Source organism: Sphingomonas sp. Root720 (assembly GCF_001428605.1).
Taxonomy (GTDB): domain Bacteria; phylum Pseudomonadota; class Alphaproteobacteria; order Sphingomonadales; family Sphingomonadaceae; genus Rhizorhabdus.
In genome coordinates, this window is the sequence record NZ_LMID01000011.1 from 727,831 (window position 1) to 752,868 (window position 25,038).

Below are 25,038 nucleotides of genomic sequence, written 5' to 3' on the forward strand. Positions count from 1 at the left end.
GAGGCTCCCCTCAGTCCGCGACGGTGTCGACGGTGTCGTAGTCGGCGGGGATGCACATTTCGAGGACCAGATAGTCCCGCGAGAAGGCCGGTACGTCATGTTTCATCCGCGCGCCCAGGCACATGGCGTCTCCGGTCAGCATGCGTACCGACGGCCGGTTCTGCACCGCGAGATCCGCCCAGCCGCGCAGCACGTAGAAAAGCTGGCCCATGCTGTGCGAGTGCCAGCCGGTCCCACCGCTTTCCGACGGCTCGGTCGCGCGGACGATGTGGATGTGAATGCGGCGCTGGGTGGCGTCGGCGACGCCGAGGTCTCGATATTTGAAGAATTTCCGAGGGCCGTCGCCGGAGATGTAGACGTCCTCGTCCTCGATGCTAAAGGTCCACTCGCCGTTGCCGCCTCTGCCGAAGGCTTCGTCGGCACCGCTCGCGCCCTGCATCAGGATGATCTCGGCGTCTTGCGACAGGCCCAGCGTGACGGATCCACCGGTGCCGTAGCGCGTCGCGGCGTCGAGCTGGTTCAGCTGGGCGACGCCGCCGTCATGGGCGAGGGTTACCCGGCCGGCGAGCACAAACAGGAAGACGAAGGGGGCGTCGGCGGAGATCAGGCTGTCCGATTGGGTCACCACGCCGGCCGCGCGCAGATGCTGGCCCAGCAGCACCTGATGGCTCGCCTGGTCGAGGCTCAGGTCGCGCTCGACCAGGCCGCTTGCCGTGTCGGTTCGCCACAATGCGGGGGCGATCGGCGAATAGCCGAAATCCTGCACGATGGTGGGGAAGGCCTCGGGCATCCAATCTCTCCTCATTCTATGATGTCAGCGCTCGCCGCCGGGTACGGAGGCGCCGCGCAATGTGGGCATCAGGCCGGTCGCGACGCCGCCGTCGACGGCGATGTCGACGCCGGTGACGTAGGCAGCCTCGGGGCTGGCCAGGAAGGCGATCACCCGCGCGACGTCCTCGGGCGAACCGATGCGCCGCAGCGGGATGTGGCGCGCGCGTTCGGCGCGTTTGGCGGGGTCGGAATAGACGGCGTCGCTCATGCCGGTGTGGATCATGCCCGGCGACACGCAGTTGCAGCGTATCCCGTCTGGTCCCCATTCATAGGCGGCTTGGCGGATCAGCATCAGCAGCGCGGCCTTGCTTGCACTATAGGCGCCGTGCGGCGGGGTGGGTTGGGTCGCCGACAGCGAAGCGGTGGCGACGATGCAGCCTTGCGCGGCTTTCAGCATCGGATGGCAATGGCGGGCGATCAGCCAGGCCGCGCGTGCATTCACCGCGAAGGTGCGGTCCCACATATCGGTTTCGAGCAACTCGAGCGGTGCATTGGCCAGCATCCCGGCGTTGTTTACCAGCACGTCGAGCCGGCCATCGAAATGGCGGTCGGCCGCTTCGGCGATCGCTCGGGCGCTATCGGCCTCGGCCAAATCGGCGATCAGGGTGACGCTTGCACCCGCATTCTCGCCGAGCGCCTCGATCGTGCCCGACAGTCCATCCTCGATCCGATCGACGAGCAGGAGCCGGGGACGTTCGCCGCGGACCCGCGCCGAAGCGGCGAGCGCTACCGCGGCAGCACGACCGATCCCGCTGCCGGCACCGGTCACCAAGATGGTGCGGTTTGGCCGATCAGAAACCGACATTGTCCCCTCCTTTGGTTGCGAGCATCGTGCGGGCTTCGTCGGCCGTCGCGATCGGGATACTGAGCGCCTCGAGGATGCCGCGGATCTTGCGGACCTGATCGGCATTGGAATGGGCGAGCTCGCCCTTCGCGATATAGAGGCTGTCCTCCATCCCCACGCGCACGGACCCGCCGAGGATCGCGCTGAGCGTGACGAAGGGAAGCTGGTGCCGTCCGGCCGCCAGCACCGAGAAGAGATATTGATCGCCGAACAGCCGGTCGGCCGTCGCCTTCATCACCATCACGTTGTTCGGATCGGCGCCCATCCCGCCGGTGATCCCGAACACGCACTGCACGAAAAAGGGCGGCTCGATCAGTTTGCGGTCGACGAAATAGGCGAGGTTGTAGAGATGGCCGAGATCATAGCATTCGAATTCGAACCGCGTGCCTTGAGCGCCGAGTTCGGAGATGCCGCGCTCGATCTGCGCGAAGGTGTTCGACAGTATGAAATCGCGCGTGCCTTCGAGATAGGGCTTCTCCCAACCATGCTGGAAGCTTTCCACCCGGCTCGCGGCATCGGCGATGTTGAAGTTGATCGACCCCATGTTCATCGACGCGATCTCGGGCTTGGCCCATTTTGCCGCTGCCAGCCGCTCGTCGAGCGTCATGCCGAGTCCGCCACCGGTGGTGATGTTGATGATCGCGTCGCTCTGCTGCTTGATGCGCGGCAAGAACTGCCGGAACAGCGCCGGTGACTGGTCGGGTCGGCCCGTTTCGGGGTCGCGTGCGTGCAGATGGAGCATCGCCGCCCCGGCCTCGGCGGCGGCGACCGCCTCCGCCGCGATCTGGTCGGGCGTGATTGGGAGATACGGCGACATGGACGGGGTATGGATCGAGCCCGTTACCGCGCAGGTAATGATCGCCTTGTGTTCCGCCTTCGCCATCCGTCTGCATTCCCTGTCAATCTGCCATTCGGTGGCGTCGTGATGCGGGGCGGCCTTTCCGACCGCCATAGTTCATTTTCGCAAACATGTTTTGTAGTCGCCGACGAGCCGCTGGGCAGTCGGTTGTCTTGCGATGTGCTTTTGCAGAAATGCACCTTTGGCCGCGTGTCACGCGGCTCCTAGGATTTTTCGGAAGAGGCGGCATTCCGGCCGCCAGCCGAGAGGGCGCCAGATGCCGACGACGGTCTCGCATGGTTGCGAACTACATTATGAAGTTATCGACCTCGTTGCTCCTTGGGTGGAGGAGCCCGAGACGATCCTGTTCAACCACGGCCTCGGATCAGGAGCTGCGGCGTGGGCCGAATGGCTGCCCGCACTGGTCGATCGCTACCGCATCGTCCGCTTCGATCTGCGGGGGCATCATGGGTCGAAGAAGGGGGCAGAGGATCAGCCGGTCAGCTTCGGTATGTTGTGCGACGACAGCATCGCCGTTGCCGACGCCGCCGGGCTCGATCGCTTCCATTTCGTCGGGGAGTCGGTGGGTGGAACGATCGGGCTGATGCTCGGCATCTCGCATCCCGAACGGCTGCTGACCCTGACCGCCAGTAACGCTGCGCATCGCGGCGAGGCGATCGAGTCGATCGAGCCGTTTCGCAACTATATTGCCGAACAGGGCATGGTCGGCTGGTCCCGCGCCATGATGCCGAAACGCTTTCCCGCAGGCGCGCTCGATGCTCGGGTGGCCCGGTGGTACGAGGCGCAACAGGCCGATCTGTCGCCCAGCATATTCCTCGATACCGTCGCAGCGCTGGTGGAAGTCGATCTTTCGCCCGACCTTCCGAAGATCGCGGCGCCGGTGCTGCTGCTCCAGGGCGATCACAGTCCTTTCATCCCGGTGGGAGTGACCTGTGCGTTGGCTGCGCTGGTGCCAAACGCCCGACTGCAGATATTCGCCCATGCCCGTCACGGGCTGCCGGTTTCGCACGCGCGGTCGTCCGCCGCAGTTTTGCGCGCTTTCCTGGATTGTCGGCAGGAGCCGGGTAGAGTGTCGGCATGATCGCGAAAACGGCGCCTGCGGGCAGCATCCGGGCGGGGCTGTATCCGCTTTTCATTCTCACCCTGGCCTATACCTGCCATTTCATCGACAGGACCGTCATCTCGATCGTGATCGAACCGCTGAAGCATGAGTTCGATCTGAACGACAGCCAGATCGGCTTCCTGAGCGGTCTCGCCTATGCGATTCCCTTCGCGATCGTCGGCATCCCGATCGGGTTGCTGATCGACCGGATCAATCGGCGCAACCTGCTCGCGACGGTCCTGACGATCTGGAGCGGCTTCACCATCCTGGTCGGGTTCGCGCGCAGCTACACGATGATCCTGGTGGCGCGGATGTGCGTCGGCATGGCCGAGGCCGGCGCAAGCCCCTCGGCCCTGTCGATGATCTCTGACATGTTCGCGCCCAACCGGCGCGCGACCGCGGTCAGCCTCTATTACCTCAGCGTCGCCTTCGGCACCGGGGGCAGCTTCATTATCGGTGGCGTGGTCGCGGCCCATTATGGCTGGCGGGCGGCCTTCTGGGTCGCGGGCGTGCCGGGCTTGCTGCTCGCGTTGCTCATGGTGCTGACCATGCGCGAACCGAAGCGCGGTGCCATGGACATGGCAGCCGATACCCCGCCGCCACCGATGGGCGCCGGACAGGCCTGGCGCTTCGCGCGCCGGCAGGCCGCCCTGCTGCACATCAGCGTAGGCATGATCATTTCGAACCTGGTGCTGTCGTCCTTCCTCGTCTGGATCGCCTCGTTCCTGATCCGGGAGCATGGCTTCGACATCAAGGGTGCCGGGTTGATGGTCGGGATCGGCGCGGGCCTGTTCGGTTCGATCGGATCGGCTCTCGGCGGTTCGCTCGCCGACAAGCTGACCCGCGGGCGACCGGCCCGGCTGGCGTTGGCTCCGGCCCTCGTCGCGCTGTGCGTGGGACCGATCACGGCCGCCATGGTCCTGTCGAACGGTACGACCGGCGCCGTTGTCGCGATGATGGTGCTGGCGATGTTCCTCAATGCCCATTTCGGTCCGGCCTACAGCCTGGTGCTCAGCCTTTCGGCCTCGCCGATGCGCGGCGTTTCCATGTCGGCGCTTCAGGTGGCCACGAACCTGTTGAGCTTCGGATTCGGGCCGTTGCTGGTCGGCGGCCTTAGCGACGTCATCGGCGGGGCGCATTCGCTCAAATATTCGATTCTGATCGTGTCGATGCTGAGCCTGTGGGCGAGCCTGCATTATGTTCTCGGCTCGCGGTCGGTGGATGCTGGCCTAGCGCGCGTGAGCGCCTGCCACGAAGGCACATTGGCGGATGGCTGATCCCTATTTCTATGCGGTAGAGGACGGCCATGACCTGATCGCGAGCCCGCTGCGCGCGATCATCGCACCGCGTCCGATCGCTTGGGTCTCGACGGTGTCGGCCGCGGGCGTCGTCAATCTCGCGCCCTACAGTTTCTTCAACATGATCAGCGAACGGCCGCCGATGCTGGTAATCGGCAGCGACGGCTGGAAGGATACGGTCGCCAACATCGATGCCACGGGCGAGTTTGTGGTCAACAGCGTCGGGCGTCCGATGGCGGAGCAGATGAACCTGACCTCGCTGTCCTATCCGGAAGGCAGCAGCGAGGCGGCGGAGGCGGGAATCGCGCTCGCGCCCAGCCGGCTGGTGCGCGCGCCCCGCGTCGCCGGGGCGCCAGCATCGCTCGAATGCCGACTGATCGGCATCGATCGGATGGTGGACATAGACGGCGCGCCGACGGCGACCCGGCTGATCAAGGGGCAGATTGTCGGGGTTCACATCGCCGCCCACGCCTTGCGCGATGGTCGTTACGATGCGTTGGCGGCCAAGGCGATCGGACGTTGCGGATATCGTGGTGATTATTTCGAGGTTTCTCAGATGTTTGAAATGATCCGGCCGGGTTCGCCCCCTTGATTGCAGGGACGCAAAACATGTCCGCAAAACTGCGAGCAATTTGGCCTTGATCGATCGAGGCGTGTGAGAGACGGTCTCGACCATCGAAGATTTGCACCGGCGCCCCACAGATGAGCGACCGGCCGTGGAAACATAAAAATCCTGATCGGAGGGGAAGATGAAGAAGATATCGCTGCTTGCCAGCTCGGTGGCGTGCGTCCTGAGCACGTCGGGATTTGCCCAGACGATCGATAGTGCCGCGACGACTGCGCCGCAGGCTTCCGAAACCGATTCCGGACTTGGCGAAATCGTCGTGACCGCGACCCGCCGCGCGACCAACCTTCAGGAGACACCAATCGCGGTGTCGGCTATCGACCAGGCTGCGATCAACAGCGCCGCACCGCGTGACATCGGCGATCTCGCCCGGTTCGTTCCCAATTTCTCGGCGGCGAAGATCACGGGCTTCAACGCGGCGTCCTTCGCTATCCGTGGCACCAGCCAGACCAGCATCCTCGTCTATAACGAGCCGCCCGTCGCGGTGGTGGTGGACGATTTCGTTGTGCCGCATGTGCAGAGCCAGTTGCTCGATACGTTCGACCTCGAACAGCTCGAAGTGCTGCGCGGTCCGCAGGGCACGTTGTTCGGCAAGAACACCACCGGCGGCGCGGTCGTAGTCCATACCAAGAAACCGAGCCTGACTGAGTTCGGCGCGCAGGTGCAGGCGCAATATGGCAGCTTCAACAACCGCCAGCTTCAAGCGGCGATCAACGTCCCGATCGTTGATGACAGGCTCGGCCTGCGTCTGGTGGGAAGTTGGGGCAAGTCCGACGGCTATATGCGGCTTGGTGCCTGCTATGGCCCGATTACGCCGGTCGGTACCTCTCCCTTCGCCGGGCAGACGGGTTGTGGCAGCGGCAAGCGGCATGGCGGCGAAGACGCCTTCTACGGCCGCGCCAAGCTGCTGTGGGAACCAACCGACAATATCCGGGCGTTGCTGCAATATGAGCGGGTTCGCGACCATTCGGATACGCCGGTCCAGGTCAACGAGACACCAATCGGCGATCCGGCCTTCACGATGAACCGGTTGGGCTTCACCCAGGATGCGGGCGATCCGATCAAGAATGGCGGCCTGACCCTGCGCAGCGATGCGCTGATCGACATGGACAAGGGGCAGCGCGTCTTCATCGACGGCTATTATCTGAACGTCGATTGGGACGTGCCTTTCGGCACCTTCTCCTCGGTCACCGGCCACCGCAAGCAGCGCTCGCGCCTGCCGCAGAGTTCGATCCCGGAAAATGCGCCGCTGTCGCTGTTCGACTATGATCGCCAAGACAACCGCCGTACCTGGCAGCAGGAATGGCGCTTCGCATCGAAGCTGGAGGGCCCGTTCCAATTCGTCGCGGGCGCCTTCTACCAGCATGACAGCGTCGATTATTGCGTTGCCCAGGTGCTGGGTTACCAGGACCTGCTCGGCCAGACGACGCCCTATGGCGCCTATAACGACAATCCGCTCGTGCTGTGCAGCAAACAACGGGCACGCAGCTATGCCGGCTATATCGAGGGCAATTACGAGATCACCGATCGCCTGACCCTGACGGCGGGCGCGCGCTACACCAATGAGCGTAAATTCTGGGCGGGCCGCCATCAGATCTTCGTCCAGATGCTGAGCGGGGTGTCCGATCCGGGCTTCACCTGGCGGCAGCTTGGAAACCTGCTCGACGCCGGCGATTTTGAGCGCTTTCCCTTCGCGGTGCTAAGCGATCGACGGACCTGGAAACAGGCCACCTGGCGTGGCAGCCTGTCTTACAAGGTCAATGACGACGTCTTCTCTTATTTCACCTATTCGCGCGGTTTCAAGAGTGGTGCCTATGGCGACTCCCCTGGCAGTTCGGGCGCGCCGCTGGTTCCCGCCCAGATCAAACCGACCAACCCGGAGACCGCCGACTCCTTCGAACTTGGCGTCAAGGCGGAGGCATTCGACCGGCGGCTCCGATTCAACCTCGCGGGCTTCCACGTTACCTATAAGGATGCCCAACGTCAGGTGGTCGTGCCTGTGACCCGGCCCAACGGCACGCTGTTCCAGGAAACCCGCTTCTTCAATGCGGCCAAGGCGATCGTTAAAGGTATAGAGGCCGAAGCGACCGCAATCCCGGTCGAGGGGCTGACCCTGCGCGGCATCCTTGGCTATCAGGAGGGCAAATATAAGGAGTTCGCTAGCCCGGTGCCGACCGGCCGCAACCTCGCCGATACGGCGCTGGCGCGTACGCCAAAATGGCAGGCGACGGGCGGCATCAACTATGCGCTGCCGGTGGGCGATGTCGGCAAGGTCGTCTTCGACGCCTCTGTCGCGCATGAAAGCCGCAACCTGTTCACGCTTGATGTGCGTGTGCCCACCAACGACGCCTATCTCGATGCGCACACGCTGATCAACGGATCGATCGGCTTCACTGATGCCGGCGAGCGCTATCAGGTTCGCATCATCGGACGGAACCTGGGTAACCAGCGCTATCGCACGGGGTCACAGACGGTCGGCAGCCTGTTCCGCTACTCGATCTACGGCGAGCCGCGCTATTATGGTCTGGAAATCGGCGTGAAGTTCGGGGGCGCACGCTAGAAAAATTTAAAGACCGATCTAAATCAAAGGCGAGTTCCAACTGTCATTAGAGAATATATTTTTTCTAACGGGGAGGGCGTCGGAGCTCTCCCCTCGGTTTTTCCTGTAGTTCCGCGCTGCGTTCCGAAGGGCCCCGCCTTGGAAGAAGGGGATTCCGGAGGTCGAGGCGGCCTCTAAATACCTCCCACCGGGTCTATCTCAAGCATTCGATCGGGGAACAGGCCTCTCAGAAACGACCATCTATTTGAAGGGAGGACCTGACCGCTTTGCGCCCTTATTAAGTTGGAAAACCCGGCGCGGGAGCGTTTGGGGTGTGCTCCACGGCAGACGCGAGCGGCGTTCCGCGCCGGACAGACCAGTGCCTGCCTTGCCACGGGGATGATCTTGGCCATTTTCCGCAAGTTCTGTGCTGCGGCGGCCAGGTGGAACTCGTCTCTTGCGCCATTTGGCCCTCACAGGGCCAGGCGATCCAGCTTCAGGATGCGCTGAGGTGGGCGAACAGCATCTCAACCTTCTTCCGCTGGTGGGCGATATCGCGGGCTAGGTCGCGCGCGCCTTGGTGGATTGACCGGACAAGCTTGGTCCCCGGCTTCATCGAGCGGTCCTTCGAGGTCGCGACCCAGGCCAAGCGGCATCAGCTGACCCTTGTGATATTTGCGCCATTCGGTGCGGAGCTGGGCCTGCGGCAATGTAGCGAGCCCGGCCAGCTGGTCGTCGATCGCGGCCATCAGTGGGCCAGCCGATAGCTGGTCTCGCCGGTGCGGCGGGTTTCCTTGAGAAGCTCCTGCTTCTTGCGGATCCCCGACAGGAAGGAGCGGGCGCTATGCGGCTGCCAGTGGGGGGCCTCCATGATTTCAGTGAGCGTGGCGCCGCGATTGCGCGACAGCAGCTTGGTGACGGTGGCGGCCTTGGACGGTCGGGCAGGGATGGGGGCAGCGGGCGCGACTTCGGTGGGCTGCGGGATATCTTCCATGGTGGTTCTCCTCGGGATCGCGTGATTGCGCCCCACCACCAAGAGCCCCGTCGGTCGGACCGATCGGGGCAGTGCGGCCCACTTCCGGGGCCGCGATTCACCAACAGCCATAGTGCTCAGTTTTGGACCGAAGTCGAGTGGATCGTCGGATGCCCGATCAGGCGTATGAGTACGAAGCAGGCTGTGACGGACTCGACGATTTTACCAAACAATACTCGGGCTAAATCTCGGGTGTCGCCGATACACACTGCCGGAGCTTCGTGATGATGGTGTCGGCATCGGTCGCATCGGAGAAATGGAGCATATAGTCGCCAGTCGGGCCAATGAGATAGGCGATCGCGGTATGGGCGATCTGGTAGTCGTCCGAGTCCGCGCGGATTTCTTTGCGTTGAGCAAAAATCCGGAAGGCGGACTTCGCTGCGTCGATGGCCGGCTGGGGACCGGTCAATCCCAAGAAGCGCGGATAGCCGGCTTCCAGATAGGCACGCATCGTTTCCGGCGTATCCCTGTCCGGATCGACCGTGATGTAGAGCGGAGCGATGCGCGCGGCCAAGGGGCCGAGCCTGTCCAGTACGGTCGACAGCTTCGCCAAGGCGCGCGGGCAGACGACCTTGCAAGAGGTGAAACCAAAATAGACCAGCATATAGCGGCCACGAAAATCCTGTTCGCTCACGTGCCGACCATGATGGTCGACGAGCGCAAAGCCGGGGCTGTCGGGTGCCCCTACCATGATAGCACCAGAGTTGTGCCGCGCGCGATTGTCAGCCGTAGCTCGAGACGGTCGCCATCCACATCCGACCGCATTTCGTCATTGGCGTCATGGACAATCGCGGGCATGCCGCCGACGAGCGCGTTGTCGAAGGCCAGGGTCGCATCGACGGGTCCTTCGATCGGTTGCAGCGTCAGGGCTAGCATCCGCCGCTCGGCGTCGTAGATGGCCCGCCGGACGTCGATGCCCGGCGACAGCGCGGCCAAGGCTGGCGCCGCGAAATGCGCGTCAGTCAAAGGGCCCTCGAACAGCTTGCGCAGGCCGCCCTTCACGTTGAGGCGGGCATAGCCGAGCAATACGTTGCCGGTATGCGGGTCCATCACCGACATCCGGCCCTCGGCATCGGTCGGCGCGTCGTGCCGTGGGTAATAATAGGCACCCTTTTCCCGGACCGGATTCAGGAAGCGATCAGCATAACCGAGCAGTCGGGCCAGAGCCTGGTCGTCGCCAACCTCCGATGCGGCGACGGCTGCCCAGCCATGGTCGCGTGCTGAAACCAGCGGCGACATATCGATCTTATACTGCACTGTCGGCGGAACCCATAGCGTATCATGCGGAGCCGCAATGCCCCAGCGCGCAATATGGTCGGGAAAGCGCTCCTCGACGAGCTCGGGCTTCCAGGCGTGCATCAGGGCCGCCAGCCAGAAATCGACCCAGGGCGCCTCGGGCGGCGTCACGACGACCCGCTCCTGTTCCATCACCATCATGTTAAAATGACCGTCTTCGGTCAGGATGCCGAAATCCTCCCACGCGCGCTCATAGCCCTGCATCACTTCATCGGCGCGGTCGGTGCCGTAGACGAGGTCATGCATGCGGAAGCCCAGGATTGGCGGCTGGTTGCAGATCTGGAAGACGCAATTGGGTTCGCAGGCTATCCCCAGAAAGCCGCGCTCGACCATGCCCCAATAGAGATGCTCGCTCAGCGAGCGCTCGTCATAGGGAAAGCGCAGGCTGCCATCGCCCCAGAACATGGCCTTCACCGCGAACGTCAGCGCTCCTTGACGGGCATAGCGATCGTCGCGGAAGATGTAGTGATACATCAGCGCCATCGACTGGATGTAGGCGCTGTACATGATGTTGTCGTTGCCCACCGGGTTCCACTGGGCGGGAAGCTCGCCCTGGGCCCGGTTGATCGGTCCGTTGCCGGTGCTGACATAGTGCCAATAGGACCAGACGTCGGGCGAGAGCATCTTCTCGATCAGCTGTTCGAACGGCTGCTTGAACAGGCCGGGCGCGGCGGGCAGGCGGTGGACGTGCGCCAGCGCCAACGCATAGCTCATATAGGCGAGCTGGAAGCGCAGGCCGCCGAAGTCTTCCTGCATCGTGGTCGGTCCCATCATCCCCGACCAGTCGTCGGGAAGCTGCCCCGCAAGGTTGAGCATGCGGCGCAGACTGCCGAGCTGCAGGTCGTCGAGTTCCGGCAGCCTGTTCGCCCAGGCAAGGGCGTTGGGATCGGCTACGACGGGGGAGAGCGTGGACACGAATCTATCCTCTCACGAAGAAGGGCTGGACGCACCCGCCGATCAATGGGAGTTTGCACTTCAAAATTAGACATATAATGTCATTATGGATTGATACATGTCAATCTGGAGTTCGGGCTTTCCAACCGGTGGGGCGACTTTCTATGGATGACCGCATGACAAGGCGGCAGGAAATCGGCGCGGAGCGGCGCGAACGGACTCGGCAGAGGTTGCTGGCGGCCAGCGCCCGGGTGGTTGCCGAGCTCGGGGAGAAGAAGGCCAGTATCGACGACTTCATCCGCGCGGCCGGCGTCGCCCGGGGGACCTTCTACAATCATTATTCGACCCGCGAGCAACTGATCGACGATCTGTGGGCGTCGATCGGCCAGGCGCCATTTCACCAGATTCAGAAGGCCTGCGAGTCGCTCGACGATCCGGCGGCGCGGCTGGCCACCGAGGCCCGGTTGGTGTTCGCGTCGGCGACGCAGAACGAAGCCTGGGGCTGGCTCGTCTATTCGATGTCGGCGGACAACGACACGGTGTCGGAGGATCTGCTGAGCTATCCCCGGCCCGATCTGGAGATCGGACGCAAGCAGGGCCGGTTCCAGTTCGACGACCTGTCGGCGGCGTGCGACCTCGTCGTCGGATCGGTGCGCTGGGGACTGCGCGCGGTGCTCGAGGAAGGGCGCCCGCTGCGCTGCGGCGACTCGCTCTGCGTTCTGCTGCTCAAGGCCCTGTCGATCGGCGATGCGGAAGCGCGGGAGATTGTCGCGCGGCCTTTGCCCGAACTGCCTGTCCTCTCGCCCGCGACCGACCCGGCCTGAGCGCCCATTGCCGCCCTCGAGGGTGGTCGATCGATCCTGGTTTCGCCTTTTGGCCTGTGGCTCCGCTGCGGTCGCCTCTTCGCGTGCGTCCCGATGACCGGCATCGCGAGCGGCATCATCCCTGAGCATTAGCAATCCAAATTAAACTTTAAATGTCCATATTGACGACTGAAGTATAACTGTTATCTTTAGGATCATAGTCGGGGAGAGCGATGGCACGAGCTGTGCCCGGCACCCGCGATCGCCTGGAGAGGATGGTAATGACGAGCATCGCTGCGGCCGTGGTTCGGGAAAAGGGAGGGCCGTTCGGCATCGAGCGGATCGAGCTGGACGAGCCGCGCGACGACGAAGTGCTCATCCGGATCAGCGGTGTCGGCCTGTGTCACACCGACCTCGTGGTCAGGGACCAGTATTTCCCGACCCCTCTGCCGGCGATACTGGGTCATGAAGGATCCGGCGTGGTCGAGAAGATCGGCCGTTCGGTCACCAAGGTGGCGCCAGGCGATCATGTCGTCCTGACCGTCGCCAGCTGCGGAACCTGCGCCAATTGCCTTAGCGGCCGGGGCGGTTACTGCAATGATCTCTACGGTCGCAATTTCAGCGGGCGGCGGCCGGACGGCTCCACGCCCTGCCATGATGCGCACGGCCATGAGGTCAGCGCCTATTTCTTCGCGCAATCCTCCTTCGCCGATCATGCGCTCGCCTCCGAACGCAATGTGGTGAAGATCGCCAAGGACGTGCCGATCGAGCTGATGGGGCCGCTGGGATGCGGCCTGCAGACCGGCGCAGGCGCGGTGATCAATGCCCTCAAGCCGGAGGCCGGCACCAGCATCGCCATCTTCGGCGCCGGGTCGGTCGGGCTGGCCGCGGTCATGGCGGCGCGGGTGGTCGGGTGCACGCGGATCATCGCGGTGGACCTCAATGCCGAACGCCTGGCGCTGGCCCGGTCGCTGGGGGCGACCGACGTGATCGACGCAGGCGCCGGATCGGTGGTCGATGCGATCCGCGAACTGACCGGTGACGGCGTCCAATACTCGCTCGAATGCACGGGCTTGCCCGCGGTCGCGCGCCAGGCGGTCGATGCGCTGCGCCTGACCGGTACCTGCGGCATCATCGGCGTTTCCCCGCTGGGGACCGAACTCACGCTCGACATGAACGGCATCCTGTTCGGCCGGTCGGTGCGCGGCATCATCGAGGGCGACAGCGTTCCCGACATCTTCATTCCCCAGCTGATCGAACTGTGGCGGCAGGACCGCTTCCCGTTCGACAGGCTCGTCCAATATTATCCGCTCAGCCGGATCGAGGAGGCGGCCGCCGCATCGGAGCGCGGCGACGTGCTGAAGGCGATCCTCGTGCCGGGGCAGTAAGCCGATGCGCGCAGCGATGTCCGGCCTCGCGCGGCATGGCGCGGATCGCTTCGGCGATCGGATCGCCGTGTCGGTGCTGGGGAGCGGGGAGGAGATCAGCTTCCGCGAGATCGACGATCTCGCCGGTCGCTATGCCGGCGGTCTCGCGGCCCTGGGGATCGGGCGGGGCGACCGCGTGATCATCCACCTGGCCAACGGGATCGGCTGGATCGTCGCCTATCACGCGCTCGCGCGGCTGGGCGCGATCGTGGTGCCCGCCAATATCCTGCTGTCTCCCGCCGAAGTGGCGTTCATCGCCACCGATTCCGAAGCATCGCTGATCATCCTCGGCGCGGAGCGGAAGGTCGATATCTCGCAAGCGCTGGTCGATCTGGTCGGCCGCGACCTAGCGGCGATCGTCCATGCCGACAGCAGCCGCGCCGGGATGCCGCCGGCGATGCTGGGGCATGATTACCGCGCCCCCGTGTCGGTGGAACCGGAAGACGTCTTCACCATCGGCTACACCTCGGGAACGACGGGGCGGCCGAAGGGCGCGACCCAGACGCATGAAGCGGTCTTCCTCAGCACCGCGATGACCGCGACCGTCCATGTCCGGTCGGCCGAGGACCGCGTCCTGACGGCGCTGCCTTTTCCCCATGTCTACGGCAATGTCGTGATGAACGCGGCCTTCCTCGCGGGGCTCAGGCTCTATGTCCTTCCGCGGTTCGAAGCCGGGGCCGCGCTCGCCGCGATCGAAGGGCAGGGCATCACCCTCTTCGAGGGCGTGCCGACCATGTATTACCAGATGCTCTCGCATCCGGCCTTTTCGGCGACCGATTTCGGGGCGCTCAGCCGCTGCACGGTGGGCGGTCAGACCATTCCCGTCTCGGTCATCGAGGAAGTCTCGGCGAAGATGGGATGCCCGGTGCTGGAGCTCTGGGGGATGACCGAGGTCGCCGGCCCGGCCACGACCCATTCCCCCTATTGGCCGTCGCGGCCTGGCACCATCGGTCTCCCCTTTCCGGGTTTCGAGGTCCGCATCGCCGACCTCGACGATGCCGAGCGGACGGTGGCGGCGGGCGAAGCCGGCGAGCTGTGCGTGCGGGGGCCGCTGGTGACCCGAGGCTATTGGCGGAATGCCGACGCGACCCAGGCGGCCATCGACGCGGACGGCTGGCTGGCGACGGGCGACGTCGCGGTGCGGGAGCCCGACGGCTATCTGCGGATCGTCGACCGCCGCAAGGATCTCATCATCACGGCCGGCTACAACGTCTATCCGGCCGAACTCGAACAGGTCATCGCGATGCACCCCGCGATCGCCATGGTCGCCGTCGCGGCGATCCCCGATCGGGAAAAGGGCGAGCTTGCGAAGGCCTTCGTGGTGCTTCGGCCCGGCATGGCCTGTGACGCGGACGAACTGGCGGCCCACTGCCGCCGGCACCTGGCCGCCTACAAGCAGCCGCGCGCCTTCGCCTTCGTCGACGAACTGCCCCGCACCAGCACCGGCAAGATCCTGCGGCGCGCCTTGCGCCCGGAGCCGGCGATCACCGAACCGCTATGAAGGACCCACGGATGAGCATTGATTTCTTCTCCGGCTACCAGATGACGATCGACGGCCGTGCGGCGGATTCCGACCGGCGGATCGAAGCGATCAATCCTGCGACCGAGGAGGTCATCGCCTCGGTCCCCGATGCGAGCCGCGGCCAGCTCGACGCCGCCGTGGCTGCGGCGAAGGCTAGTTTCCCGGCATGGAGCGCCCGTCCGCTGGCCGAGCGCCAGGCGCTCGTGGCCAGGATCGGCGATGCGATCGAGGCCAATGCGGAGTCGTTCATGCGCCTCCTGACGATGGAACAGGGCAAGGCGCGCGCCGGTGCCGAATGGGAAATCGGCGGTTCGGTCGCCTGGTGCCGCGAGATCGCCAAGCAGGAGCTTCCGGTCCATGTCGCCGAGAACAGCGGGGGGCGGTCCGTCGAGACGCGGCGGGTGCCGCTTGGCGTGATCGGCGCAATCACACCCTGGAATTTCCCGGTGCTGCTGGCGATCTGGAAGATCGCCCCCGCGCTGGTCGCCGGCAACACGATGGTGGTGAAGCCGTCCCCGTTCACGCCGTTGTGCACATTGAAGCTGGGTGAAGTCCTCCGTGGCATCCTGCCGGACGGGGTGCTCAACATCGTCTCGGGCGGCAACGATCTCGGCGCCTGGCTGACGCAGCACCCCGATGTCCGCAAGATCAGCTTCACCGGTTCGACCGCGACCGGCCGGAAGATCATGGAATCCGCATCGGGCAATCTCAAGCGGATCACCCTTGAGCTCGGCGGTAACGATCCGGCGATCGTCATGCCCGACGTCGATGTCGAAGATACGGCGAAGAAGCTGTTCTGGGCAGCCTTCCAGAACAGTGCGCAGTTCTGCGTCGCGGCCAAGCGCCTCTACATCCATGAGGACATCTACGCCGACCTGTCGGCCGCCCTTGTCGACTATGCCGCCACGGTGAAGGTCGGCGACGGGCTGCAGCAGGGCACCGATCTGGGCCCGATCCAGAACCGCATGCAATTCGACAAGCTCAAAGCGCTGCTAAAGGGCGCTCGCGAGCAGGGTCTGCAATTCCTGGCCGGTGGGGACGTCGCCGAGGACCAGGCGGGTTTCTTCGTTCCAATCACCATCATCGACAACCCGCCTGAGGACAGTGACGTGGTGGTCGAGGAAGCCTTTGGTCCGGTGCTGCCGCTCCTGAAGTTCCGTGACCTCGACGATGTGATCGCCCGCGCCAACGATACCGAATATGGTCTTGCCGCGTCTGTCTGGTCGCGTGACGTCGAGGCGGCACGCGGGATCGCCGAACGCATCGAGGCAGGCACAGTCTGGATCAACGAGATCCACAGCTTCTCGCCGCATGTCGCCTTCGGCGGTCACAAGCAGTCCGGCATCGGGATCGAAAACTCGCTGGAAGGCCTTGCCGAATATACCAACGCTCAGACGCTGGTGATCAATCGCGGCAAGGCCGCATAGTCATGATGGCCGGCCTGTTTCCCCCATTGTCCCGCCGGGCCGCGTTGCGGTCGATCGGAAGGGCTGCCCTGTGCGCGGGGGTGATCGGCACCGGCGCGGGTTCGTCTTCCGCCGGCGCGCGCCAATTGCCGGTGCTGGACGAGAAGCAGCGCGGCCAGTTGGCGTTCATCGATCACCTGTCCCGGCAACTGCCGAGCGACTGGGCGCATATGGGATCGGCTGAGCCGGGGCAGGGCGGGTTCGATGCCTATCGCTACCAGCTGGCGATGATGAGCTATGCGCTGTCGCTGGCCCATTATCATCACACGCCGGCCTGGCCCGAACATCATCAGGCGGTCAGCCGCCGTCTGCTCGACAAGATGATGCAGTTCGACGTGTGGGGTTTCTGGGAACTGACGAGCCGGGGCGTGAAGGCGCTCGAGCCCGATCTGGTGACCTTGCGCGAGAGCCAGCTCGATCCCGTCAAGCTGCAGAACATCATGTATAGCGGCCACCTGTTCCAGATGGTCACGACGCATCACATGCTGTTCGACGATCATAGTTTCGAGAAGCCCGGGTCGATCCTGTTCGATTATCGGCCCGTAGCGCGCGGCATGGGGCCGCAGCGGTTCGAATATGACGTTCACAGCCTGGCGCAGGTGCTGATCGATCAATTCCGGATCAACCAGTGGCGCGGCATCGAATGCGAGCCCAACGCGATCTTTCCCGAATGCAACCAGCATCCGCTGCTGGGCTTCAAGCTCTACGACCGGCGTTACGGGAGCGAGCATTTCCCGTTCATCTCCACCCGCTTCCGCGAGCAATATGATCAACTCGGCTATCTCGACCGGAAGAGCGGATCGGTGATGGCCTTCTTCCTGGTCAAGCAGGAGAAGGTGGTGCGTGCCGACAGCGCCTGGTCGGATGGCTGGACGGGCACCTTCCTGCACGGCTGGGACCGCGCCGAACCGGAAAGCTGTTTCCCTCTCCAGCGCGATCGCTTCCTCGTGCGCTTGCCCGACGGGACCGCCACGGTCCGGGCGCACGATCAGGATCATGATTATAGCCATGGCCATGGTTTCATGGCGGCGCTGGCGGCAGAGGTCGGCGATCTCGACAGCCGGGATGCGCTGCTCGCCTATGCCGATGCCTATTGGAACCCGACCTGGGACGGGCCCGCCCTGCGCTATCCGCGCGAAGATCGCTATCGGCTGTCCGACGACGGCGCCAATGTCTGGCGCCGCGTGCAGCCGATGACTGGCAACGGCCTGATCGCGCTGGCGCGCATGGGCGGGCGCGACCGGCTCTACACGATGTTCGCGCAGCCGATCGACAAGACCCACTTTGCGCGTCCGCGCCTGGCTGGGGTCGACTATCCGACGGTCCAGGTCGCGGCGGCCGGATATGAGGGCGGTGCGCTCAGGATCGAGCTTCGCCGCGCGCGGGACGCCGTGGCGGCGGACATGTCCACGAGCTTCAGGATCGAGAATGTCGATCCGCGTAAGGAAGGCTTCGTGCTTCGCGACGGCAAGCCTTTCCTGACCTTCGCCGATGGTCGGGTCCGCATGCTGCCAGGCGGCGGCGAAGCCCGGATCGATCCGGCGGGCGCCATCGTCATTTCGACGCCCATCGGCCGGGACGGCGTGTCGTTCCGGTTGACGGAAAAGGGAGCAAACGAACCGGCGTGATGGTCCGGTCGCACTAAGGGGAGAGGTCATGAAGATCAGGTTGAATAACGCGCTGCGGAGCACCGTCGGCGCGATGGGGATCGCTGTTGCCTTGTCAACACCGGCCCATGCGCAGGAGAGCGGCGAGCCGGCCCCGATCGAGGAGATCGTGGTGACGGGATCGCGCATCGCCCGGCCGGACTATGCTGCGACCAGTCCGACGATCTCCGTGGCGGGAGACAGTCTGACCAAGACGGCGGGCGCGACGCTGGATGCGGTTCTCAACCAGTTGCCGCAATTCACGCCCTCGCGCGGCGCGACCTCGGGTGGTTCGGCGCAGGGCGGCGCCGGTCTCGGCCAGACCACGGCGAACATCCGCGGTCTTGGTCCGCGCCGGACGCTGGTGCTGCTGGACGGCCGCCGGGTCACACCTAGCAATCCCGACGGCACGGTCGACCTCAACAACATCCCCGACGCCCTGATCGGCAATATCGAGGCGATCACGGGCGGTGCCTCCGCGGTCTATGGTTCCGACGCCGTTTCGGGCGTGCTCAATTTCCGCCTGCGGCAGAATCTCGAAGGCCTGCAGATTGACGCCAAGACCGGCGTAACCGAGAAGGGTGACGGCGCAAACCGCGACATCACCGCGTCCTGGGGCGGTAAATTCGCCGATGGGCGCGGCAAGGCGATGCTCAGCTTCGGCTATCACGACCGCGACGCCGTTCGGGCGAACAGCCGCCGCTTCTTCTCGCAGGTGAACGGCAACTTCATCCCGCCGAGCGCGATGATCCCAGGGGACGCCGCCAATCCCTTCAGCTCCGCTGCGCTGGCCGCGCAGTTCGCACAGTACGGAACGCCCTTCGTCGGAGGCGCCGTGCCGACCCAGATCGGCACGGTATCGAGCCTGTTCCTGGGCACGAACGGCAGCGACGGAACGCTGTACAGCCTGTTCAACCTGGGCGTCTTCGGCAATCCCGCCGGCTTCGCCAATTACAAGGGCTCGCTGGCACCCGAGGACGCCTTCGATCGCGGCAGCCTGCTCAACACCAATTACTCCTCGGGGCGTTTCCTGGTGCCCGACCTGCGGCGCTACAATGCCTTCGGCAGCCTCGATTACGAGCTGACCGACGCCATCACCGCCTATGCCCAGTTCAACTATGCTGAGAACACCGCGCGCTCGCCGCTGGAGACTGTGTTCACCGGGCAGACCTTCGGCATCTATGTTCCGATGTCGAACCCGTTCATCCCGGCGGACCTGCGGGCATTGTTGAACACCCGGCCCAACCCGAACGCCGCTTTCAACATCTACAAGGGCTTCACCGACGATTCGATCGGCGCACGTAATGCCGAGGCGCGCTATGTGACGACCCAGTTTCTCGCGGGCCTGCGCGGCGAGCTTCCGGGGACCAGCCTGACCTGGGACGTCTATGGATCGCGCGGGCGGGTCGAGACGACGGAATCGCTGGAAGGGGCGAGCCTCACCGCGATCCAGCGGCTGCTGGCCGAGCCAGGGCTGTGCAGCGGCTATAATGTCTTCAGCGATGCCCCGCAGCCGCAGGATTGCGTCGACTTCATCCGCCGCACCGCGCGCAACCGCACCGAAACGCGGCAGGATCTGGTCGAGGCAAATCTCCAAGGCAAGCTGCTCGACCTGCCGGCCGGCGAGATGCGCTTCGCCATCGGCGCGGGCTATCGCAAGACGTCCTATTCCTATGATCCGGACTCGCTGTTCCTGGTTACCGTGACTGACGGTCCGGCCGGGGTCCGCGATCCCGCCACCTCCGATTTCCTCGGCAATCTCGGTTCGCCGCCGGCCGCGGGATCGACCGACGTTTACGAACTGTACGGCGAGCTGCTCGTCCCGCTGCTCAGGGACCTGCCCTTCGTCCAGGAACTCAACCTCAACGTCGCAGGCCGCTACTCGCGGTACGATACGGTCGGTTCGGTCTGGACCTACAAGGCCGAAGGCGATTGGCGGGTCGGCGGCGGCTTCCGGGTGCGCGGTGGCTACAACCGCGCCGTCCGGGCACCGAGCGTCGGCGAGCTCTACAAGGCGGCGGCCGGCGGGTTCACCCAGATCGGCGACCCGCGCAACGGCGAGGGCGATCCCTGCTCGCTGGGCGGCTCGTATCGCAATGGTCCGAATGCCGCGCAGGTCCGGGCGCTCTGCCTTGCCGCGGGTGTCCCGGCTTCGACGGTCGACAGCTACAATTACAACTACCCCGTCGCCGTCTCGCGCAACCTGTCGAACGCTGGCCTGAAGGAAGAGAAGGCCGACACCCTGTCGCTGGGTGCGGTCTGGACCTCGCCGATGAGCTCGCCCTGGCTTTCCGGCCTTCAGATCTCTGTCGACTATTACAGCATCAAGATCGACAACGCGATCGGCGAGGTGCCGGGCAACATATCGCTGGCCAAATGCTTCAACCGCGACGGGTCCAATCCCAATTATGCTGTCGATAATTTCTACTGCCAGCTAATCAGTCGCGATGCCGGCAGCGGCGTTCCGATCGAGATCGCCATCCCGACACTGAATCTCGCGACCTTCAAGACCACCGGTCTCGATTTCCAGGTCGACTGGCGGATCGGCCTGGCCGACATCGGCTTCGGCGAAAATGCGGGCACGGTCCGCCTGAACGCCGTGGTGAACTATCTCCGCTCGTTCGACATCAAGGCCGACGCCCTCGCGCAGACGCGTGACTATGCCGGTACGATCGGCGACCGGCAGATCGATGCCTTCGGCATCTCGAAGCCGAAATGGAAGAGCACGGTGACCGCCGGCTATGCTAATGGCGCGTTCGACGCCCAGCTGCGCTGGCGCTTCATCGACGCGATGCGGGATTCGGGGCGTGTCACCGGTGCCGCGACGCCCGGCGTAAAGTCGGTCAACTATTTCGATCTGAACGCCGGCATCACGATCAACAAGGATTATCGCCTGACCTTCGGCGTCGATAACCTGTTCGACAAGGCGCTGCCGCAGTGGACGGGCTTCGGCGCCACCGACCAGCAGACCTACGACGTGCTCGGCCGGAAATTCTACGCCGCGATCCGCGCCAACTTCTGATCGGATCGTTGCGGGACGGGAGGGCTCAGCCGAGCCTTCCCGTCCTTTTTCTTCATGTTGCGAGCAGCCGCATCGTTACCGCAGCGGGCGCAGGCCGGCGGCCGCGATGCCGGCGAGGGCGCATTCCTCGTCATTGTCCGACGTGTCGCCGGTGATACCGACCGCGCCGATCGGGCGATCCTGGTCGTCGACGATGATCAAGCCACCGGCGGCTGGGATCACGCCGAGCGGGGCAAGCGCGGCGAGGGCGCCGATGAACGAGGGGCGCTCCTGCGCGATCTCGCCGATGTTGCGGGACGACGTGCCGAGGCCCAGAGCACCGGCCGCCTTGGCGATCGCGATGTTCGGGCGCAGCGTCGAGGCCCCATCCTGGCGCTCCAGCGCGATGAGATGGCCACCGGCATCCAGTACGGCGATGCACAGCGGCTTGAGGCTGCGCCCGTTGCCGTGGTTGGCGGCATTGGCGATGATGGTCCGGGCCTGTTCGAGCGAAAGCTGGCTCATGGGAAATCTCCTCCTGCAATTCGGATCAGATGAAAGGGGCGTGTACGATCGCTCCGCGGCCGAGGCCAGATGGCGCCGGCGTCGACCCCGACGGGTCAGAAGGCATCGAGCGGGATCTTGAGGTAGCGCAGGCCGTTGGCCGCGGGCGGAGGGAGATCGCCGGCGCGCATGTTGACCTGAACCGAAGGCAGTATCAGCTGCGGCATCGGCAGTGCGGCATCGCGTCGCGACCGCATGGCGACGAACATGTCTTCGGTCACGCCGCGATGCACATGTACATTGTCGGCGATTTCGGCGGCGATGGTGGTTTCCCAGCAATGCTCGGATCGGCCGGCGGTCAGATAATCATGGCACAGGAACAGTCGGCTATGCGGCGGAAGCGCGAAGAGCCGCTGGATCGAATGATAGAGCTGCGCCGCGTCGCCCCCCGGAAAGTCCGCGCGCGCGGTTCCGAAATCGGGCATGAAGATGGTGTCGCCAACGAAAAGGGCATCGCCGATCACATAGCCGACACAGGCCGGCGTATGGCCCGGCAGATGGAGGACCATCGCGTCGATGGTCCCGATCGCGAACGGCTCCCCGTCCTCGAACAGCCGGTCGAACTGGCTGCCGTCGGAAACGAAATCAGGCCCGGCATCGAACAGTGGGCCGAAGGCCTTCTGGACGGCGCTGATCTCGCGACCGATGCCCAGGCCACCGCCCAGTCGCTGCTGCAGCCAGCAGGCCGCCGAAAGATGATCGGCATGGACGTGGGTTTCGAGGATCCAATCGACCCGCAGACCCTGTTCGCGGACATGATCGACGATCATCTGCGCCGATCTCGTCGACGTCCGCCCGGACGCCGGATCGAAATCGAGCAGGCTGTCGATGATCGCCGCGGTGCCGGTCGCTGGATCGTGGGCGACGTAGGAAACGCTCTTGGTGACCTGATCGAAGAAGGCCTTGATGACCGGCCGCTTGTCGGACCCGGTGCTCGCGATGAGCGTGCGAGCGCGCTCGATGACGGGATCGGTCGGCCCTCGCGTCGTCATCAGCGCGCCTTGGCTTCGGTCTCGTCCTGGAAGCCGTCGCGCCGCGCGGCCCAGGTGGTCAGGTTCAGCTTCGCGTTGCGCCACCAATAGGGCATGTCGGGATCGAGTTCCTCGTCGCTTTCCCGCATGCCGTCGTCGCGCAGGGGGCAGGGCGCGCTGGGGCGGGCGGCGAACATATCATACCAGCGCTGGAGCCTGGGGTGGGCGTCGGTGAGCAGGCTGCGCCCGTAATTCGACATTTCATGATAGAGGAGCGGGAACAGCGCGCAGTCGGCGACCGTCACGTCCTTGCCCATCACGAACGGGCCTTCCTCGTCGGCCAGTGTTTCGAGGCAGTCGAGCGAACGATTGAAGGCGGGGCGCATCCATTCCGCCGTCTCCTTGCTCTGCTTGACGGCGCGGGCCCATTGCGGCCAGCTGTTCGCCAAGACGGGGCCTGCCCGGACGTTGAGATCGTTGCAATGCGCGACGTAGGCGCGGATCCGCGCCCGTTCGACCGCATCTCGGCCGATCATGCAGGGATCGGGATAGAGTTCCTCGAGATAATAGATGATGGCCATCGAATCCGTGAGCCATCGCCCATCGTCCAGTTCCAGAGCGGGCAGGGAGGCGGTCGGATTTTTCTCGCGGATCCAGGGCGCGTGGATTTCACCCCGGGCATAGTCGATCGAGATTCGATCGATATCGGAGATGCCCTTCTCGTCCATGTAGATGGTGACGCGACGGGGGAAGGCACCCCAGTCCAGGCCGATAAATCGCATGTGAAGCTCCCTCGTCACAGGTTTTCTGGCGATCGGCCGTCCTGCGGGGCCGCTCGCTATGTCGGTCAGGCGAGGCGCATGCCCGTCATCGTCTCGCTGAGCGACCACAGCCGTTCCGCGACATCTTCGTCGCAGGCATGGTCGCTGGGCCTTACCGCCGCACAATCGTCGAAATAGCCGCCGTTTCCGCCGGGCAAGGATGGTGCGCTGGCCAGATGGACCGCCGTCTTCGCACCCTCGTCGGGCGACAGGAAGCGAATGCGAAGGATTGCCACGAAGATCTTGAACCAACCCCTGAGATCGCGGGTGAAGGCCGTGCGGACATGGCCGGGGTGCACCGCATAGGCTTCGACCCCGGAGCCTTCGATCCGCCTGGCCAGGGCACGCGTGAACAGGATGTTGGCGAGCTTCGACTGTGCCAGCGCACCGGTCACGGTGTAGTTGCGCGCAAGGTTGGGGTCGTCGAAGTCGAACAGCGCCTTGCGATGGACTTCGGACGCGATCGTGATGATCCGTGCTGGAGCCGAGGCCCTGAGCCGGTCGAGCAGCAATCCGGTCAGCAGGAAGATCGACAGATGGTTGACAGCGAAGGTCGTCTCGATGCCGTCCGGCGAATAGCTGAGGTCGCTGTACATCGCGCCGACATTGTTGACGAGGATGTCGAGCCGGGGCGCCTGGGCTAGAACCGCTTCGGCGAGGGCCCGGGTTCCGGCCATGCTCGCGACGTCGGCAACGACCAGGTCGAACAGAGCTCCCGGACGCTTCTTGCGCAGCTTGCGGAGGGCTTCCTCGCCGCTCTTCCGATTGCGAGCATGCACCAGAACGCGCGCGCCCTTGTCCGCCAGTTGCCCTGCCACGGCAAAGCCGATGCCCTTGGTCGCACCGGTGACCAGCGCCGTTTTCCCTCTAAGCTCATGCATGCCGATATCGCCCCTCGTCGCCTGCTCCACGGTGTCGGGAGCGGGCGGGTTCGGCGCAACGCCGATCAGGGGTAGGGTTCACGCGATTTTTGAGGGGTTGGAAGGCGCCGTTCGCGGATGCGTCGGGCGATGGGAGTGGTAAGCCTGGTGATCCGGGTGGCGTGGATTGCGCCGCTTTCCGAAACATGATCGGTCGGCCCCATATCTCCATGTGGTGGACATCCGATCATGAACATCGAAGCTTGCCCGTTTACCGTCATAGCCTTCGAGACGCTCGAAGCCTCGCACCTGCCCGGTGACAGCGGCGGCGCAGATTACCGTCAGAAGGATGCCGGCGATATCCGCATGAGGATCGCGGATTACAGCGCGGGCTATGTCGCCGACCATTGGTGCGACATCGGCCATTTCGGCTATGTGCTTTCCGGCACGGTCACGATCGAATTGAAGGACAAGCCTTCGGTCGAGTTGAAGGCCGGCGAGGCCTTTCTCGTATCGTCCTTCGGCGATGCGGCGCACCGCGTCTGCACGGACGGGCCCGCGCGGCTCCTGCTGCTCGACTGACAGAATACTGGACGACGATCGGTCGTCGGGTGTCCCCGCGCGATCGTCCGGCAA

General features: G+C 64.5%; 22 protein-coding genes and 1 pseudogene. 11 read left to right on the top strand and 12 right to left on the bottom strand.

Annotated features, from left to right (window positions below; genetic code table 11):
• Positions 1 to 10 precede the first annotated feature (10 nt).
• The 3 genes from ASE22_RS14175 to ASE22_RS14185 are packed head-to-tail and all read right to left on the bottom strand — an operon-like array spanning position 11 to position 2,558.
• Positions 11 to 790: a hypothetical protein gene (locus ASE22_RS14175; RefSeq protein ID WP_056360527.1), complete on the bottom strand. Its 780-nt coding sequence runs from the start codon at positions 788 to 790 to the stop codon at positions 11 to 13.
• Between the two features lie 24 nt (positions 791 to 814).
• Positions 815 to 1,636 (bottom strand): SDR family NAD(P)-dependent oxidoreductase, encoded by an 822-nt coding sequence (locus ASE22_RS14180; protein ID WP_056360530.1) that lies wholly within the window; start codon positions 1,634 to 1,636, stop codon positions 815 to 817.
• Positions 1,623 to 2,558, bottom strand: coding sequence for a 3-keto-5-aminohexanoate cleavage protein (locus ASE22_RS14185; protein WP_056361275.1), 936 nt, complete (start codon positions 2,556 to 2,558; stop codon positions 1,623 to 1,625). The genes ASE22_RS14180 and ASE22_RS14185 overlap by 14 nt, the downstream gene beginning before the upstream one ends.
• Positions 2,559 to 2,790: 232 nt before the next feature.
• Here ASE22_RS14185 and ASE22_RS14190 point away from each other — a divergent pair, with 232 nt between their 5' ends.
• From ASE22_RS14190 to ASE22_RS14205, 4 genes are all read left to right on the top strand, one after another.
• A complete protein-coding gene (locus ASE22_RS14190; RefSeq protein ID WP_162248216.1) occupies positions 2,791 to 3,615 on the top strand; it encodes an alpha/beta fold hydrolase in 825 nt (274 codons plus the stop codon).
• On the top strand, positions 3,612 to 4,913 hold the full coding sequence (locus ASE22_RS14195) for a spinster family MFS transporter (RefSeq protein WP_056360536.1): 1,302 nt from the start codon (positions 3,612 to 3,614) through the stop codon (positions 4,911 to 4,913). The genes ASE22_RS14190 and ASE22_RS14195 overlap by 4 nt, the downstream gene beginning before the upstream one ends.
• Positions 4,906 to 5,526, top strand: coding sequence for a flavin reductase family protein (locus tag ASE22_RS14200; RefSeq protein ID WP_056360539.1), 621 nt, complete (start codon positions 4,906 to 4,908; stop codon positions 5,524 to 5,526). The genes ASE22_RS14195 and ASE22_RS14200 overlap by 8 nt, the downstream gene beginning before the upstream one ends.
• Before the next feature lie 157 nt (positions 5,527 to 5,683).
• A complete protein-coding gene (locus ASE22_RS14205) occupies positions 5,684 to 8,119 on the top strand; it encodes a TonB-dependent receptor (protein ID WP_056360541.1) in 2,436 nt (811 codons plus the stop codon).
• A 362-nt stretch (positions 8,120 to 8,481) separates the two neighbouring features.
• Here ASE22_RS14205 and ASE22_RS26250 read toward each other — a convergent pair.
• The 5 genes and pseudogenes from ASE22_RS26250 to ASE22_RS14220 all read right to left on the bottom strand — a co-directional run.
• A pseudogene (locus ASE22_RS26250) lies at positions 8,482 to 8,708 on the bottom strand (transposase); the annotation flags it as partial.
• Complete coding sequence (locus ASE22_RS27140) at positions 8,626 to 8,847, bottom strand: hypothetical protein (RefSeq protein WP_162257092.1); 222 nt, start codon at positions 8,845 to 8,847, stop codon at positions 8,626 to 8,628. The pseudogene ASE22_RS26250 and the gene ASE22_RS27140, both read right to left, overlap by 83 nt.
• Positions 8,847 to 9,092, bottom strand: a complete 246-nt coding sequence (locus ASE22_RS14210) for a DUF3489 domain-containing protein (RefSeq protein ID WP_056360543.1) — start codon at positions 9,090 to 9,092, stop codon at positions 8,847 to 8,849. The genes ASE22_RS27140 and ASE22_RS14210 overlap by 1 nt, the downstream gene beginning before the upstream one ends.
• A 220-nt stretch (positions 9,093 to 9,312) precedes the next feature.
• On the bottom strand, positions 9,313 to 9,822 hold the full coding sequence (locus tag ASE22_RS14215; protein WP_056360545.1) for an SCO family protein: 510 nt from the start codon (positions 9,820 to 9,822) through the stop codon (positions 9,313 to 9,315).
• A complete protein-coding gene (locus ASE22_RS14220; RefSeq protein WP_056360548.1) occupies positions 9,816 to 11,342 on the bottom strand; it encodes a linalool dehydratase/isomerase domain-containing protein in 1,527 nt (508 codons plus the stop codon). Before ASE22_RS14220 ends, ASE22_RS14215 begins: the two co-directional genes overlap by 7 nt.
• A 155-nt stretch (positions 11,343 to 11,497) precedes the next feature.
• Between ASE22_RS14220 and ASE22_RS14225 the strand changes: the two genes are divergently transcribed.
• The 6 genes from ASE22_RS14225 to ASE22_RS14250 all read left to right on the top strand — a co-directional run bounded on the left by ASE22_RS14225 (position 11,498) and on the right by ASE22_RS14250 (position 21,207).
• On the top strand, positions 11,498 to 12,145 hold the full coding sequence (locus tag ASE22_RS14225) for a TetR/AcrR family transcriptional regulator (protein WP_162248218.1): 648 nt from the start codon (positions 11,498 to 11,500) through the stop codon (positions 12,143 to 12,145).
• 260 nt (positions 12,146 to 12,405) lie between these two features.
• Positions 12,406 to 13,512, top strand: coding sequence for an NAD(P)-dependent alcohol dehydrogenase (locus ASE22_RS14230; RefSeq protein WP_056360555.1), 1,107 nt, complete (start codon positions 12,406 to 12,408; stop codon positions 13,510 to 13,512).
• Between the two features lie 4 nt (positions 13,513 to 13,516).
• Entirely contained in the window at positions 13,517 to 15,052 is a 1,536-nt protein-coding gene (locus ASE22_RS14235; protein ID WP_056360558.1) for an AMP-binding protein, read from the top strand.
• Between the two features lie 11 nt (positions 15,053 to 15,063).
• On the top strand, positions 15,064 to 16,500 hold the full coding sequence (locus ASE22_RS14240; RefSeq protein ID WP_056360561.1) for an aldehyde dehydrogenase family protein: 1,437 nt from the start codon (positions 15,064 to 15,066) through the stop codon (positions 16,498 to 16,500).
• A 26-nt stretch (positions 16,501 to 16,526) separates the two neighbouring features.
• The gene (locus tag ASE22_RS14245; protein ID WP_156407247.1) at positions 16,527 to 18,167 is read left to right on the top strand and encodes a linalool dehydratase/isomerase domain-containing protein; all 1,641 of its coding nucleotides are present in this window, start codon (positions 16,527 to 16,529) and stop codon (positions 18,165 to 18,167) included.
• Between the two features lie 28 nt (positions 18,168 to 18,195).
• The gene (locus ASE22_RS14250; protein WP_056360567.1) at positions 18,196 to 21,207 is read left to right on the top strand and encodes a TonB-dependent receptor domain-containing protein; all 3,012 of its coding nucleotides are present in this window, start codon (positions 18,196 to 18,198) and stop codon (positions 21,205 to 21,207) included.
• A gap of 75 nt (positions 21,208 to 21,282) precedes the next feature.
• Here ASE22_RS14250 and ASE22_RS14255 read toward each other — a convergent pair whose 3' ends face one another.
• The 4 genes from ASE22_RS14255 to ASE22_RS14270 all read right to left on the bottom strand — a co-directional run bounded on the left by ASE22_RS14255 (position 21,283) and on the right by ASE22_RS14270 (position 24,423).
• Positions 21,283 to 21,711, bottom strand: coding sequence for a GlcG/HbpS family heme-binding protein (locus tag ASE22_RS14255; RefSeq protein WP_056360570.1), 429 nt, complete (start codon positions 21,709 to 21,711; stop codon positions 21,283 to 21,285).
• Between the two features lie 95 nt (positions 21,712 to 21,806).
• The gene (locus tag ASE22_RS14260) at positions 21,807 to 22,742 is read right to left on the bottom strand and encodes an MBL fold metallo-hydrolase (RefSeq protein WP_056360574.1); all 936 of its coding nucleotides are present in this window, start codon (positions 22,740 to 22,742) and stop codon (positions 21,807 to 21,809) included.
• Positions 22,742 to 23,503, bottom strand: a complete 762-nt coding sequence (locus tag ASE22_RS14265) for a glutathione S-transferase family protein (protein WP_056360577.1) — start codon at positions 23,501 to 23,503, stop codon at positions 22,742 to 22,744. The genes ASE22_RS14260 and ASE22_RS14265 overlap by 1 nt, the downstream gene beginning before the upstream one ends.
• A gap of 65 nt (positions 23,504 to 23,568) precedes the next feature.
• A complete protein-coding gene (locus tag ASE22_RS14270) occupies positions 23,569 to 24,423 on the bottom strand; it encodes an SDR family oxidoreductase (RefSeq protein ID WP_056361278.1) in 855 nt (284 codons plus the stop codon).
• Positions 24,424 to 24,651: 228 nt separating this feature from the next.
• On the opposite strand from ASE22_RS14270, the gene ASE22_RS14275 reads away from it, so the two are divergent.
• On the top strand, positions 24,652 to 24,984 hold the full coding sequence (locus ASE22_RS14275; protein ID WP_056360579.1) for a DHCW motif cupin fold protein: 333 nt from the start codon (positions 24,652 to 24,654) through the stop codon (positions 24,982 to 24,984).
• Positions 24,985 to 25,038 lie beyond the last annotated feature (54 nt).